Genomic DNA, 13,023 nt, shown 5'->3' with positions numbered 1-13,023 from the left:
TCACGATGCAGTACGCCATGCTGGCAATATACCTCGACAGTAACCACGCCTGTGTCAGGGTCTCGCCGTAAGCCAGCCGGTCCGCCGTCTATGCGACTGGCTGAACCATATTGATACCAGCCCTCCGCCAATGCGATCCCCGTTTCGGGGTGACGCTGGACATGCGCAGGACCATCATCACGATGGAAGTTTCCGTATCTGTAATAGCTCTCCTCTACGCAAATGCCGGTGTCGGGAGCCCACACCCGCACGGCTGGCCCGTGTATCCGATGTAAGTCACTGGTTGGGATGTTGGCATGCCATTCTTCCCGTAGACACTTGCCGGTCGCGGGGTCGCTTTCAACTCTGACAATATACTCCTGTATCGGGTCCATCGTTATGTAACAGTATATCACGTAACTCGTGATGGTTTCAAATTTCGTCTGAATTCAGATATTTGCTACGGTCACCCGGTTGTTCCCCACTTACACCCTAGTTGCCTCCTCACGCATATCGCCGCCGCCATGCGAAGCCAGGATCACTGATCAGGGCTTGGCGAAACCAAGCGCGGCCGCTCTGGGCCGCAAGCCGGGCCAGAAGGCGAAAGCCCCCGCCAAGCCGCGCGCCGCGCGCAAGCCCAAGGCGACGGTCGAAGCCTGATCTTTTTACAGGTCGATATCGGGGCCGCGATCCACAGGGTCGCGGCCCTTATTCTGTTCGAGCCATTTGACGCGCTCGTTGAAATCCGGCGTGAGATCGCGCCGGGTCTGTTCGATATCCCGCTGCGTCGGGCGCTGCTGCTGTTGCTCGAACAGCCATGACAGGCGGTCCTCGTCGCGCGAAGGGTCTGCCTGCCGCGTGGTGGATTGCTGGCTGGCCAGCCATTGCTCGCGCTCCTGATCCTTGATGCGCTGCTGCTGTTCCAGCCAGTCGCGGCGATCATCCTGTTCTTGGCGCTGCTGGGCTTCGAGCCATATGGTCGCGCACCGGGGCCTTGCCGCGTGTGCGCGGCGGCGGGCGGTCGGGATCGAACAAGCGCCACTTCATATATGCGGCCAGAGACATGCCTGCCGCGTCGCGCTCAAGGCGCGCGCGTTCGTCACGCGACAGCCGCAGCGAAAGCGGCGCATCGCGTTTCTTCTTCTCAGGCATGGGTCACGACAAACAAAAGCGCACCATAACCGCGTGAGGGAACACGCGGGCATGATGCGCCGGGTTGAAACGAAGTTTGGGGGTTTACAGAATCAAGGAATAGCCATCATGGGCCGGGCGGTTCAGGCCCATCTATGGCTGGCAAATCTTCCATTGCGTCCTGCGGGATAGTGGACAATAATTGGTTCCAGTCCGCCAAGGTCGAGAATAACTGGTTCAAAGTTTCTCCTTCAAGGCGCACCACCTTTCGCATTTATGCGCCCTTTTCCAATTGGTTAGCGGTTTCATTGGCTAACCTTTTGCAAAGGTTAGCCATTAACCTCTCACCAGCTTCGTCCGAAAGCGTACGTTGATCGGCCGCCGCTGTGTAGCGTGCAACCTCGCTGTCGGTCGTGCGGCCGGTCCATGATTTGATCTGCTGATTGGTGCATCCAGCCTCAGTAAAGCGACGCGCAGCGGCCTTTCTCAGGCCATGGGCGCTGCATTCGGATAGACCAGCCTCATCGCACCAATCACGGAACTTGTTGCCAAAGCCCTTCCGCGTGAATGACCGTCCATGCCCGTTGATTATGAACACCATCGCGCGGGAGGGCGTCGCCAAGATGGACGCTGCAAGTGGGGGCCGGATCGGAACCGGCGCGGCTTCAGCTTGCCAAGGCACGACGCGACACCCGGCGCGCCAGCGCATGACGACAGAGCTGCATCTATGGAGAAAAGGGTCTATGCACCATAAACGCCATCGCGCCCGTAGTCAGCGGGCAGGCTGCAAGCTCTGCAAGCCATGGAAGGCTAACGGCTTTCGAACCGAACGTGCAGGAGGGGAAGCGTTCAGCGACCATCGCCGCCGCTTCGCACCTGCGGATGCCTGACCGCCCTCAAGGAAGCAGCCTGTTGGACGCCGATGACATCGCGGCGGCCGATCGTGCGCGGGCGGAAAGCGACTTCACAATCCCCGCTGAAATTCTGGACGCAATTCTCGCCGGTAAGGCGCCGATCATGGCATGGCGCGAATATCGCCTTATAACGAAAAAAGCGCTGGGGCTGAAAGCAGGCGTCTCCCAATCCGCTCTCTCGCGCATGGCAAAGGGGCAAAGCCAACCGCGACCGGCAACCATCGAGAGACTCTCCTTCGCGTTGGCGGTGCCGGAATGGGCGCTGACCATCGATCAGTGATCGGGCGCCATCAGCGCGAGTTCATTATTGTATGTACGTTATTTCTTGACCTGCGCCATTTCCGTGCATACAACAATCCTCATGGACATCGAATTTGACACCGCCAAGGACGCGATCAACCGGGACAAACACGGCGTTTCGCTGGCCTTCGGTGCCGAACTGTTCTGCGATGAAGATCACCTGATCCTCGCTTCCCATCGCCCGATCGATGGCGAAGATCGGTTCAAGGTGATCGGTGATATGAAAGGCCGCCTCTGGACTGCGGTCTATGTGATGCGTGGAGCGACTTTCCGCTTCATCAGCGTGAGGAAGAGCAACGATGGCGAACAAAGAGCATATCGTCGGCCTTAGCGCCGATCCGAACGACCCGGAAGATTTCGACGTGAGCGAAGAGGCGATAGAGCAGGCGCTGGCGGATCGGGAGGCCCGCCGTGCGCGGCGCGTGGGGCGGCCGGAAGGCGCCGACAAGGAACGGATCACCATCCGGCTAGACAAGGACGTGCTGGCCAAATGGCGCGCAACCGGTCCTGGCTGGCAGACCCGTTTGAACGACGCGCTCCGCGGCGTGTCACCCTGATTTTTGCTATCGGCTAGTGCGGGCACAAAATTGTGCCCAAATTGAAAATTCTGGAGCGCAACGGAATGACGCGAAAGGCTGATGCTGAAAAAGCGATCCGCTATCTGGTCAGCCAATGGGCAAGAAAAAACGGCATAGCGGTCGGATCAGTCGATATGCCGTCATTCTATGATTTCCGCTCGTGGCTGGGCAGAGAGGGCTATTCCCACTATCTCGACTTCCGGTCGGTCATGGGACCGCTGGAAGATGCAGAGCGCTGGTTTGACGAAGAGTTGAAGCAAACCTGGCGGAACTAGCCCGGCATGAGGGCGTGGCAACGTCGTTCGGATGATCGGCGCTAGCCTGCCTATCGGTCCTTCGGCCCTTGCGATCCGGGAAATAGTGCAGGGCTTCCGCCGTGGCGCTCTCGCGGTCGATGGTGGTTAGGTGGCACCACCCGCCTACGGCATGGCCTATGCTGGCGTGGAGCGTGATGCCAGCGGCTTTCCGTTGCGCAAGCATGAGTGTCTTGCCGTCCGCATGCGGATCGAACTGAGCGGGATCTTGTGGATCGACCTCGCGGCCCAGAAGCCCTGTCAGCCCGTTCGGATGATCGCCTGTAACGATCCACGGTACTTCATACAGCGTGAAGGGTTCAACGGGCGTGTCAGGAGCCGATCTGTTGGCGACGTAGAACGCCGAAATGCGTTGTTCGCGGTCATCCCAGCCTGCCCCCAGGATGCGCAATGTGGCATCGCCTTCTGTCCGGCCGGTCCTGCGGCAGTCCAGCCGGATCGCGTTGCGCATCATGTCAGGCAGACGCTTTTCAAGGTCAGCCAAGCGGATCGGAGCTTCCGGCCCCAGGCTGCTGTAAATCACGTCGCAGAACACATCGCCCATGACGCCAAAGGCCCAGCCCGAGCGCGTGGAAGTGACTAGCCGACTGAAAGGTTGCGAATGACGCCCGACGCAATGTCGGAAACTATGGAGGCAAGCTCCGGACGCTCGGACAAGCGCACCGTGGCAATGCCTTGGCCATTTTGCATCCGGGCAGAGCCGGGAACCACCGCACCGATCTGGTTGTCAAGTCCACCCCGGCGGTGGGTATCGAGGACCGGCGCGCCGCTGTTGAGGCGATCAAGGCGGACAGAGGTTGAGCGCGTGTCCAACTCTTCATCGACGGTTTCGAAGCTCTCCCAGTCGAAGCGTGCACCACGCGCGCCGGTCGTCCAGATGAATTCGATGGTGCGGCTTTCAGCGTTCCAACTGGTGGGGGAAATATCCGCCGACCGGGTGCGCGGAGCCGCCATCACGCGGCGTTCTGTCAGGGTGGGGGCTGTATTGCTCCTGCCCCTGATTTTCGGTCTATGCAGCGATTAGGTAAATTACCTTTACGCGGCCACTCTCCCTTTGCTGGAGCGCGCCAGCGCTCTAGCCGCCGTTACCCTCCCTCCCCGCTATGCTGCGGAAGCCTGCGACGGCGCGACACGCGTCGAGAGTTGGAAATCGATCATCTGATCGAGGGTGTAGCTGATCCGACCGCCGGGTGAACGATGATAGCCGATCAGCCCTGCCATGCGATACCGGCGCAGGGTTCGGGGGGACAGGCCCAGATACGCGGCCGCCGATGCCTCGTTATATTCGTCCTTCAAGCCGTCTTCCATGTTGTCACCACATCTGAGTGTGAAGTTAAGTCATTGAACCAGTTCAGTTCATGAAGTTCATAATTCTGGATTGGCCGTGAACCCGAAATCCACGCCCCGCGCCCCACCGCAGTAGGCGGCCACACCCCGGAAGGACCTGAAGGGGGTGGCCCGCGCGGTCAGTTGGCATGGGCGAGCGACCATTCGGCGCGCGCCGTAACGACGATGCCCAGCATGAGCGCGCTTGCCTCTTCCTCACCGAACTGCTGCACAAGGATCGAAGCGGCAGCAGACATCAGGACAGTCGCAGCGCTGGCCGGATGATCCGTGCCGCATATGGCGGCGCTAATCAGTGCGGCTGTCAGCTTTTCCTTTTCACTCATTCATCACCTTCAATCTAAGAACGGCAAGCACGGATAGTTAAAGGAGGAGCTACGCGCGCACCGGCCTGCGCCTGCACATAGAATCCAACCTTGGAGCGAACCCGCCGTACCCGCCGTAACCCTTGGAAAACTGCGGGATGAACCCGCCGTAAAACCCGCCGTGAAGTCGCCGTAAAACCTGCCGTTCGGTGCTTTATGCGGCGTCCGGCTCGATCATCCCGACATGCTACGGCTGGTTAAGGTCCAAGCTACGGTGTGTTTTACGGCGGGTTACGGCGGGTGCAGCCAGACCAAGCGCCGCTCCGCTCACCGGCCGCTCCAGGGCGTCACCGCTGCCTTGATGCGAGCGATGCGCGAGCGCATCCCCTGCAACTCGGTGATGATCTGATCCAGATCATCCAGCGTCACGCTCACCGCCTCGCGGACCTTGCGGCCATCCGTGACCGGGATCGCCCGCGCTGGCACGGGCTGCCCCTCGAAGTCACCCAACACAGCGTCAAGATAGAACACGATGCTGGACTTCCGATGGCGATGCCCGTTCGCTTCCATGAAGGAACGAATGGCGCGCGGTGAGCTGGTCGCCAGGTCGCGGTCATCAGCCCATCTCTCATAGGCCGCCTTCAACTGTTCGGCCGCAAGCCTAGCCCCATCAGCATGCCGAATATGATCGCGGTAGAAATCCGCGAAAGTATCGGTTGGCGATCCTGTCAGCAGCAACCCTTCAAACTGGTATTGAGAGCTTTTCATTTCTTCTTCCCTTTAATGAGAGGGATAAATGGGAGGATAGAAGTAAGGTTTTCTGCCGTTTCAGAGGAAAACGGGAGCATGGGAGGGGAAAAGCATGTTCCTACGCGCGTGCGCCCGCGCGTATGTGCAAGCGCGCATGTGCGCGTGTGGACTTTGTGCATTGTGCATTTCGCCTCCCTCAACCTCCCATGCTCCCGCCGCCCCGCATTTCCGGGGTTACCAAGCGCCTCTATCCTCCCACGCGAAGCCCGATCATGGGAGCGAGGGAGGTTCCAAGGCGTTCCAATTGGCAAGAGTGTTGAAAGGTGGGGATCCGGGGGCAGTATCATGCACGCAAAATTACGCGGAAGGGCGGTGGCAGTCGAAAGACGAGATACCCAACCCGCCGTTGCCAAAATATCGGCCGAAAACTAGCGCCCGGCAGGTTCGCCATTGAAGGCTGAACCCCGCAGAAATGCGAGGGTCGGAATGACTGGGTTAGCCAGTGTAACTTATTGATCTAAAAGAACTTACGAAGCCCTCTTGGGTGCACCATTTTCGACAACCTGGCTGCCATGCCGCACAGCGATAGCCGCTGGCTGCGACGGTTGCGTCCGCTGCCGTCCTTGCCGGCGGTTGACGCATGCCTGCCGATCAGCAATCGGATGACTGACCCGGCATCTGCCGGCGCTCGATATCAACGCCGGAGGCGCCTATCAGCATGCTCGATCATCCCGTCTGGCACAGCCTCCGTTCAGGCTGGTCTGCGCTGGCTAAGGGCAACGCGCGTGCGCTGCGGATCGATGCTCGTTATGGCACATTTGGCGCAGCCGCCGGCCAGGATGCGGTCTCGCTCGCCGCCCTTTCGGCGCTGATACCGCAGGGCGACGAACTCTGGATCGTCGGGCGCGATGCTGTCGTACCGCCGGATACGACACTGGTGCGCACCGCCATGCTGGCGCAGATGGTGGCTCCGGCGATCGCACCTGCAACCAATCCGGCTCCGCGATGGGAGGTACTGACGGAGTCCGATGGGGAAGACATATGCGCGCTTGCCTTGATGACCCGGCCCGGCCCCTTCCGGCCGCTGACGCACAGGCTGGGCCGCTTCATCGGCATAAGGCGTGAAGGACGGCTGGTAGCCATGGCCGGCGAGCGCATGCGCCTGCCCGGATACACCGAGGTGAGCGGCGTCTGCACCCACCCGGACCACCGCGGCAGAGGCTATGCAGGGGCCCTGATGCGCATCGTGGCGCAAGCGATGCTGGACCGGGGCGACGTGCCTTTCCTGCATGCCTATGCCGCTCATACGCAGACAATCGCGCTATATGAGCGGCTGGGCTTTCGGGTTCGGACCGAACTACCGATGCTGGTCGTTACCCGTTGAGCGATTGTCAGTGTGCCTTCGCGGCCTCCGCGGCAGCAAGGACGCGCAGGACGTTCCCTGACCAGATTTTCTGGACGTCCGCCTCGCTATAACCTGCCTTGAGCAAGGCGTCGGTGATCTTTGGCAGGTCGACAACATCCTCCATGCCGACCACACCCCCGCCCCCGTCCCAGTCTGCCCCGATGCCGACATGATCGGGCCCGACAACTTCCAGCGCATGCAGCATATGCTTCATGAAATCATCGAAGGTCGGACGGTCGGTATCGGGATAGAGCCGGTCGATCTCTTGCCGTTTCGCAAGAAGCTCGGCACGTTTTTCCGCCGTCAGCTTCGCACCTTCGCGCATTTGGCCGAACAGGGCTTTCATCGCCTCCTGCCGCTGCGGGTTCGGTTTCGATGCACGAAGATAGGCACCATAAGCATTCATCTGAATGACGCCGCCCTTCGCCGCCAACGCCTTGAGATGTGCGTCGTCGATATTTCGCGGATGATCATATACGGCCTTGCAACCCGAATGGGTGAGCAGCACCGGTGTCGTGGACAACGCAAGCAGATCGTCAAGAACCTGATCGCTGCTGTGCGAGGCATCCGGCACGACGCCCAAGCGGTTCATTTCCTTAAGCAATTCCTTGCCCAGCGGCGACAGGCCGCCATAGCGCGGCTTGCCGGACGGATCGGTGGAACTGTCGGCGAACTGATTATGCGCAAAATGGGCAAAACCCGACACGCGTACACCCATGTCGTAGAACGTCTGGAGCAAGGAAACATCCTCGCCCAGCGGATAGGCGTTTTCTATCGACATGTAGACGATCCGCTTGCCCGTTGCGGCGATGGGCGCCGCATCCTTCGCCTCCAAGGCAAGCTGGAAATTGGCAGGGTCGGCGGCGACCATATTGCGGATGGAAAGGCCGCGCAGGATCGCGAAGTCGCGGGCCTTGCGGAAACCCTCGATCGTCAGCGGCCCCTGCGACGTGTAAATCGCCCAGAAACCACCGTCGAGCCCGCCCTTCTTCATCCGCGGCAGGTCGACCTGGGTATAATCGCTATGAACGTCATGCCCTTCCTCAATCGACCAGCCCGGCAGGTCCAGCGAGGCCGGCGTGTCGAGATGGGTGTCAAGCGTCAGCAGCTTCTGATGCAATTGGTACACCTGCCTGCTGACCGATTGGCCGTGCGCCGCTACGGGGAGCAGCGCGATCAAGGCCGCTCCCAGAACCAGATTTTTCCGCATCAGATCTCGCCCGTGATGGTGAACTGGAAAGTCCGCGGGCTAAGCGGCCGGAAGAAGCCGTCTCCGCTGACCGACGAGGAAATGTAGGACAAGGTGTCCTTGTCGAACAGATTGTCCACGTTGAACCGCGCCTTCACGCTCTTGACCGGGCCGAAGCTCCAGCCGTCGCCGATGTCGACATAGGCGCTGAATACAGTGAAGCCCGGCACGCTGGATCCCGCCGTGTTGGTGAAGGTCGACCAGCGTTTCGAGGTATATTTGCCGGAGATATTGGCGACCAGCCAACTGGCCGGCTCGACGGTCACGCCACCGCTCACAATCCACTTGGCGCTGTCGGGAATATATTTGCCGTCGATCAGGATCGGCGTGGCGGCCGGAATGTCATCCTGGAACTTGGCATTGTTATAGGTAATGTTGGCGTTGGCATAGGCCAGTCCATCGAGGAAGGCGGGCTTGTACGTGCCGCTGAATTCCGCGCCATATGCCCGCACCCGGCCGACATTCTGGTAGAAGGTTTCGGTCGCCGCGCCGCCGCTGCCCGGCAGGATCGTCGTGATCGACTGGATGCGGTTCCTGAACTTCGTGTAGAAGCCCGCGAGCGACGCGTAGAGCTGCCCCTGATTGGTGCGGATGCCCAATTCCATGTTGGTGGACCGTTCCGGCGCGGGCTGCGGCACCAACGCCCCGCCCGACCGGATGGCCGAGAAGATGTCATCCATCCCCTTTGGCAACGCCATGTTTTCGGCATAGGAGGCAAAGATCTGGGTGCGCCCGTCGATCTTGTAGAGCAGGCCGGCCATCGGCAGGAACATGTCGCGATATTGCGCCCGGTTGACGCTGGGACCATAGCCCGGAACCGCGACGCCGCCGACGGTCAGGTAATAGTCGGCGAAATCACGATAGCCGTTGTAGCGATAATCCATCATCAGGCCCTTGAAGCCCAGATCGAGCACCAGCCGCTCATCGGCGAGTTTCAGCGTATCCTTCAGGAAGATCTGGAGCGTGTCGCGCTTCGAACGGTAATCGCGGCGCAGATAGACCAACTCGTCGAGCAGGGGTGCGCCATCGGGTGCGCCGTCTACCGTGTTATAACGGGCCTGGGTACGATGATATTTGTCGACTTCAGCCCACATGCCGGTTTCGACGGTGTTGAAGCCCATTTCCCAATGCAGTTTGGTGGTGATGCCATAGCGGTCGCCACCGACGCCCGAACGGCCGAACTCTATGCCGCGCGGGCGCGTCACTGGCAGGCCGACTGCGACCTGAGCGTTATAGCGGCTCAGTGAGTTGGCATAGGTGTCAGGCGAAACGCCATAGCCGCCCTTGTCCTCCCAATAGAGCGTCGATTCCGCCCACACGCCCTCGGCGATACCTGCGTGGAACGTCGCGCCGTAGAGCTTGTCCTTCCGCACGTTGATGGCAAGGTTATAGACCTGCGCGTAGGTGGGGTTGGAATAATAGACCCCCGCGACCGTCGGCTCGAAGCCCGGCGTCGTGTTCGGCACATTCTCGATATAGGCGAAGTCGCGGCCGCAAGCGCCGGCAACGCTCTTTATCGTGCAATTATATTGCCCCCGGCTGATCGTCGGCGAGTCATAGTCGAAGAAATCGTTCGACACGAACTTGAACCGCGCCCAGCTGTCGCCGCCCAGGTCGGCATGGATCTGACCCTCCCAATGTTCGCGATCGACCGAACCGGGGCCGCGCCAAAGGTCGGTGTCCAGCTTGGTGCGGCTGACATAGGCCTTGAACGGGCCGACCCGGCCGGTGCTGGCGCGGATGAAGGTCCGTTTCATGCCGAAATCGCCGAAGCTCTGGGACACGAACAGGCCCATATCGTCCTGCGGGGCAATGCTGTTATATTGCACGATGGGGCCGAGCGTCGAATAGCTGGGCAGGCCCACATCGCCCGCGCCAACCGCTGCTTCGACCACGCCGAGATTTTCATTGTCGACATAGCGGAACACCGGGCTGCCGCCGAAGGCGTCGCTGCGCCCGGTGGGGATGCCGTCTACCACAAAGCCGATCTGGTCGAGGTTGAAGGCGCGGGTCTGGACGCTGTTGCCGAATTCGTAGAGGCCCAGCGCGCCGTCGGTCTGGACGTTGAAGCCGGGCAGCTGTTCCAGCATCTTGAGGCCGGAAATGCCCGAAGGCGCCGACAGCAGCGCTTCCCGGGTAATCGCCACGACGTTGCTGACCTTGTCCTCGCCTATCGCCTCGGCCGATTGTGAGATGCGGCGGCCGGTGACGGTGATGGTATCCTCCGCGTCCGAAACCGGCTCCTGGGCGTTGGCGGCGCTTAGTGCGCCCATGGCGCAGGCCAGCAGCAGAGCGGCGCGTGAGGTCGTTCGAACGGACTGGATAGCGGACATCGAGAAACTCCCTGGCTGTTGCGACCTTTCGGGCGGCGCGCGACGCGCCAAAGCCTCTCCCTGTCGCCGGCAAGCCATCGCCATCCGGTCGATCATCTAAGTTGCCAAGTGAAACGAGGATTCCGCGCCGACCCTCCATTGCCCAGTCACAAAAGGATGCCTTGTGACTTATCCGCAACAGGTTTCCGGTTATTCAGCGCCCCAGATGCATGAAATCGCGATCGTAGCTTTTCAGGTGCGCGCCGCAATCGACATAGATGGTCTGGCCGGTGATCGCGGTCGCGCCCGACAGAAAGGCCACGGCTTCCGAAATCTGCTCAGCCTGCGGCAATTGCGCCAGCGGCATCATCTGGGCCAGCCGTTCCATCTGATCCCCGTCATAATCGGGCGTTGCGATGGTCAGGCCAGGTGCGACGGCATTCACCCGGACACGCGGTGCCAGCGTGGCAGCCATGGTTCGGGTCAGCCCGGCAACGGCCAGCTTGGAAAGCGTATAGGCCAGTTGATCGGCATGGGGATGGTCGATCCGCTGGTCCAGGATGTTGATGATGCATCGATCCCCCGGACCTGCTGGGATAGTCGCGAATGCCTTGGTCAACAGCGTCGGCGCGGCGCAATTCACCGCATAATGCCGCATCAGGTCATCTGCCGTCACAGTTTCGAGCCGATCCTGACCAAATATGGCAGCGCAGTTCACCAGAATATCGGGAGGCCTACCGAAGCGATCGGCCACCATGGCGACCAGTTCCTCAGCCCCTTCCGGGTCGGCGAAATCGACGACGAACCCGTCCCAGTCCGTTCCTTCCTCCTCCAGCGCCAGTGCCAGATGGGAATCGAGCCGCGTATCGTGGCTGCCGTGGATCGCAAGAGCATGGCCGGCACGTGCCAGACCCGCCGAAATCACGCCGCCCAGCCGGCGATGCCCCCCAGTGACCAGCGCCAAGCGTTTCTGCGCAAGAGGGGCACCGACCGGCTGGACATCCATACGCGCCCTGCCGATCGGCCGATAGGAAGGGGTTTCTTCCGTCACAGGCCGATGAGCTTCAACACTTCCTCGCGCGACTTTTCATCGTCGCGGAATATGCCCAGCATCCGGCTTGTCTTCATCACGACATTGGGCGTCCGCACGCCGCGTCCCGTCATGCAACCGTGCGTCGCCTCTATGACAACGGCCACGCCCTGCGGCTTGAGATGCTCCCATATGCAGTTGGCGACCTCCGATGTCAGGCGCTCCTGCACCTGGAGGCGGTTGGCAAATGCATGGAGGACACGAGCCAGCTTGGAAATGCCGACGACATAATCGCCCGGCAGATAGGCGATATGCGCCTTGCCGATGATCGGTGCCATATGATGTTCGCAATGCGACTGGAACGGTATGTCTTTCAACAGCACGACGTCATCATAGCCGCCGACTTCGTGAAAGATGCGCGACAGATGGTAAGCCGGGTCGTCGCCGTAGCCGCGGCAATATTCTCGCCATGCCCTTGCAACCCGCTCCGGGGTTTCCAGCAGGCCTTCCCGCTCCGGCTCGTCGCCGGACCAGCGAATGAGGGTTCGTATAGCGTCTGCGACATCGGCCGGGACGGGCTCCTTCACGGCCGCACCGGCCGTTTCCGCATCCGGGTCGTATGCTGTTACCATTTCGGCGCCACTCCTTACTCTGTCGTCGTCGCATATGGCGACTGGGGAACGCGATGGCCAGTGCTTTTGCCGCTGCTGGACAGGACAGCGCTCTGCTGTCATCCTGTTGCAGTGCCGCATCCCGGAACCAAATAGATAGTCGCCCCTTCCAGAGCCATGTAATGAGGACTGAACGCATCGCCGCCGTACTACTTGCGGCGGGAACCTCCTCCCGGTTCGGCGAGGAGGACAAGCTGATGGCGAACCTTCGCGGCAAGCCGGTCGTTGCGCATACGCTGGAAACGGTGGCGTCGATGGCGTTCGCCGAACTGATCGCCGTGGTCCGCCCCATCGAATATGCCCCGGTCATCCATCGCAAGCTGGACCGTCGCGGATACACCATCCTGGTGAACGACCGGCCGCAGGACGGCATTTCAGGCAGCATTGTGCGGGCCGTCACGCATGTGATGCCCAATGACAATATCCGCGGTATCCTCATTTGCCTCGCGGACATGCCCGATGTGCCGCCAAGCCATTATAACCGCATCTGCCTTGCCGCAGAGGATATACGCTCGGTCGTCGCCAGCACCGACGGCTTTTCCTCCTGCCCGCCCGCCTTTATCGGTCGCCGGCATTTCGATGAATTGCTGGGACTGAAGGGCGACCAGGGCGCGCGCGCGCTGCTCAGCCACGGTATCCAGATAGAACCCACCGGACCAATCCTGCATGACGTCGATACGCCGGACGATCTGATGAACCGGGCGGCGATCACACCTGGCGACGGCTGATCAGGACAGGGAA

At 60.9% G+C, this 13,023-nt stretch carries 15 protein-coding genes; 5 read left to right on the top strand and 10 right to left on the bottom strand.

Annotated elements, in window-relative coordinates; genetic code table 11:
• Positions 1-1,384: 1,384 nt before the first annotated feature.
• Positions 1,385-1,819: a tyrosine-type recombinase/integrase gene (locus J3E64_RS13315; protein ID WP_301287282.1), complete on the bottom strand. Its 435-nt coding sequence runs from the start codon at positions 1,817-1,819 to the stop codon at positions 1,385-1,387.
• Between the two features lie 203 nt (positions 1,820-2,022).
• Between J3E64_RS13315 and J3E64_RS13310 the strand changes: the two genes are divergently transcribed.
• The 3 genes from J3E64_RS13310 to J3E64_RS13300 all read left to right on the top strand — a co-directional run bounded on the left by J3E64_RS13310 (position 2,023) and on the right by J3E64_RS13300 (position 2,881).
• Positions 2,023-2,304 carry a helix-turn-helix transcriptional regulator gene (locus tag J3E64_RS13310; protein WP_253343509.1) on the top strand — a complete coding sequence of 94 codons (282 nt, stop codon included), beginning with the start codon at positions 2,023-2,025 and terminating at the stop codon, positions 2,302-2,304.
• Positions 2,305-2,385: 81 nt separating this feature from the next.
• The gene (locus J3E64_RS13305) at positions 2,386-2,655 is read left to right on the top strand and encodes a BrnT family toxin (RefSeq protein WP_253343508.1); all 270 of its coding nucleotides are present in this window, start codon (positions 2,386-2,388) and stop codon (positions 2,653-2,655) included.
• Entirely contained in the window at positions 2,624-2,881 is a 258-nt protein-coding gene (locus J3E64_RS13300) for a BrnA antitoxin family protein (RefSeq protein WP_253343507.1), read from the top strand. Before J3E64_RS13305 ends, J3E64_RS13300 begins: the two co-directional genes overlap by 32 nt.
• Before the next feature lie 228 nt (positions 2,882-3,109).
• Here the strand turns inward: J3E64_RS13300 and J3E64_RS13295 are convergent, their stop codons facing one another.
• The 5 genes from J3E64_RS13295 to J3E64_RS13275 form a co-directional block, all read right to left on the bottom strand.
• The gene (locus J3E64_RS13295; protein ID WP_253343506.1) at positions 3,110-3,760 is read right to left on the bottom strand and encodes a hypothetical protein; all 651 of its coding nucleotides are present in this window, start codon (positions 3,758-3,760) and stop codon (positions 3,110-3,112) included.
• Between the two features lie 35 nt (positions 3,761-3,795).
• Positions 3,796-4,173 (bottom strand): hypothetical protein, encoded by a 378-nt coding sequence (locus J3E64_RS13290; protein WP_253343505.1) that lies wholly within the window; start codon positions 4,171-4,173, stop codon positions 3,796-3,798.
• Between the two features lie 144 nt (positions 4,174-4,317).
• Positions 4,318-4,524, bottom strand: a complete 207-nt coding sequence (locus J3E64_RS13285) for a helix-turn-helix domain-containing protein (RefSeq protein WP_253343504.1) — start codon at positions 4,522-4,524, stop codon at positions 4,318-4,320.
• Between the two features lie 158 nt (positions 4,525-4,682).
• Complete coding sequence (locus J3E64_RS13280) at positions 4,683-4,886, bottom strand: hypothetical protein (protein ID WP_253343503.1); 204 nt, start codon at positions 4,884-4,886, stop codon at positions 4,683-4,685.
• Between the two features lie 306 nt (positions 4,887-5,192).
• Complete coding sequence (locus J3E64_RS13275) at positions 5,193-5,633, bottom strand: hypothetical protein (RefSeq protein WP_253343502.1); 441 nt, start codon at positions 5,631-5,633, stop codon at positions 5,193-5,195.
• A 694-nt stretch (positions 5,634-6,327) separates the two neighbouring features.
• Here J3E64_RS13275 and J3E64_RS13270 point away from each other — a divergent pair.
• Positions 6,328-6,999 carry a GNAT family N-acetyltransferase gene (locus tag J3E64_RS13270; protein ID WP_253343635.1) on the top strand — a complete coding sequence of 224 codons (672 nt, stop codon included), beginning with the start codon at positions 6,328-6,330 and terminating at the stop codon, positions 6,997-6,999.
• A gap of 7 nt (positions 7,000-7,006) precedes the next feature.
• On the opposite strand, the gene J3E64_RS13265 is transcribed toward J3E64_RS13270, so the two are convergent.
• The 4 genes from J3E64_RS13265 to folE all read right to left on the bottom strand — a co-directional run bounded on the left by J3E64_RS13265 (position 7,007) and on the right by folE (position 12,243).
• Positions 7,007-8,230 carry a dipeptidase gene (locus J3E64_RS13265; RefSeq protein ID WP_253343501.1) on the bottom strand — a complete coding sequence of 408 codons (1,224 nt, stop codon included), beginning with the start codon at positions 8,228-8,230 and terminating at the stop codon, positions 7,007-7,009.
• Positions 8,230-10,602 carry a TonB-dependent receptor gene (locus J3E64_RS13260; RefSeq protein ID WP_253343500.1) on the bottom strand — a complete coding sequence of 791 codons (2,373 nt, stop codon included), beginning with the start codon at positions 10,600-10,602 and terminating at the stop codon, positions 8,230-8,232. Before J3E64_RS13260 ends, J3E64_RS13265 begins: the two co-directional genes overlap by 1 nt.
• 193 nt (positions 10,603-10,795) lie before the next feature.
• The gene (locus tag J3E64_RS13255; protein WP_253343634.1) at positions 10,796-11,587 is read right to left on the bottom strand and encodes an SDR family oxidoreductase; all 792 of its coding nucleotides are present in this window, start codon (positions 11,585-11,587) and stop codon (positions 10,796-10,798) included.
• 41 nt (positions 11,588-11,628) lie between these two features.
• Positions 11,629-12,243 (bottom strand): GTP cyclohydrolase I FolE, encoded by a 615-nt coding sequence (folE, locus tag J3E64_RS13250; protein WP_253343499.1) that lies wholly within the window; start codon positions 12,241-12,243, stop codon positions 11,629-11,631.
• A 161-nt stretch (positions 12,244-12,404) separates the two neighbouring features.
• Between folE and J3E64_RS13245 the strand changes: the two genes are divergently transcribed.
• Positions 12,405-13,010 carry an NTP transferase domain-containing protein gene (locus J3E64_RS13245; protein WP_253343498.1) on the top strand — a complete coding sequence of 202 codons (606 nt, stop codon included), beginning with the start codon at positions 12,405-12,407 and terminating at the stop codon, positions 13,008-13,010.
• Positions 13,011-13,023 lie beyond the last annotated feature (13 nt).

It is taken from the genome of Sphingobium sp. OAS761, assembly GCF_024168485.1.
Lineage (GTDB): Bacteria > Pseudomonadota > Alphaproteobacteria > Sphingomonadales > Sphingomonadaceae > Sphingobium.
The sequence above is the reverse complement of the archived record's forward strand: the minus strand, read 5'-3'. Positions and strand labels throughout refer to the sequence as shown.

What these genes read in the sequence shown, in the direction of transcription:
- J3E64_RS13300 (WP_253343507.1), top strand. Translation starts at nt 2,624, where the DNA reads ATGGCGAACAAAGAGCATATCGTCGGCCTTAGCGCCGATCCGAACGAC.
- folE (WP_253343499.1), bottom strand. Translation starts at nt 12,243, where the DNA reads ATGGTAACAGCATACGACCCGGATGCGGAAACGGCCGGTGCGGCCGTG.
- J3E64_RS13275 (WP_253343502.1), bottom strand. Translation starts at nt 5,633, where the DNA reads ATGAAAAGCTCTCAATACCAGTTTGAAGGGTTGCTGCTGACAGGATCG.
- J3E64_RS13280 (WP_253343503.1), bottom strand. Translation starts at nt 4,886, where the DNA reads ATGAGTGAAAAGGAAAAGCTGACAGCCGCACTGATTAGCGCCGCCATA.
- J3E64_RS13305 (WP_253343508.1), top strand. Translation starts at nt 2,386, where the DNA reads ATGGACATCGAATTTGACACCGCCAAGGACGCGATCAACCGGGACAAA.
- J3E64_RS13285 (WP_253343504.1), bottom strand. Translation starts at nt 4,524, where the DNA reads ATGGAAGACGGCTTGAAGGACGAATATAACGAGGCATCGGCGGCCGCG.
- J3E64_RS13260 (WP_253343500.1), bottom strand. Translation starts at nt 10,602, where the DNA reads ATGTCCGCTATCCAGTCCGTTCGAACGACCTCACGCGCCGCTCTGCTG.
- J3E64_RS13295 (WP_253343506.1), bottom strand. Translation starts at nt 3,760, where the DNA reads ATGGGCGATGTGTTCTGCGACGTGATTTACAGCAGCCTGGGGCCGGAA.
- J3E64_RS13255 (WP_253343634.1), bottom strand. Translation starts at nt 11,587, where the DNA reads ATGGATGTCCAGCCGGTCGGTGCCCCTCTTGCGCAGAAACGCTTGGCG.
- J3E64_RS13265 (WP_253343501.1), bottom strand. Translation starts at nt 8,230, where the DNA reads ATGCGGAAAAATCTGGTTCTGGGAGCGGCCTTGATCGCGCTGCTCCCC.
- J3E64_RS13315 (WP_301287282.1), bottom strand. Translation starts at nt 1,819, where the DNA reads ATGCGCTGGCGCGCCGGGTGTCGCGTCGTGCCTTGGCAAGCTGAAGCC.
- J3E64_RS13245 (WP_253343498.1), top strand. Translation starts at nt 12,405, where the DNA reads ATGAGGACTGAACGCATCGCCGCCGTACTACTTGCGGCGGGAACCTCC.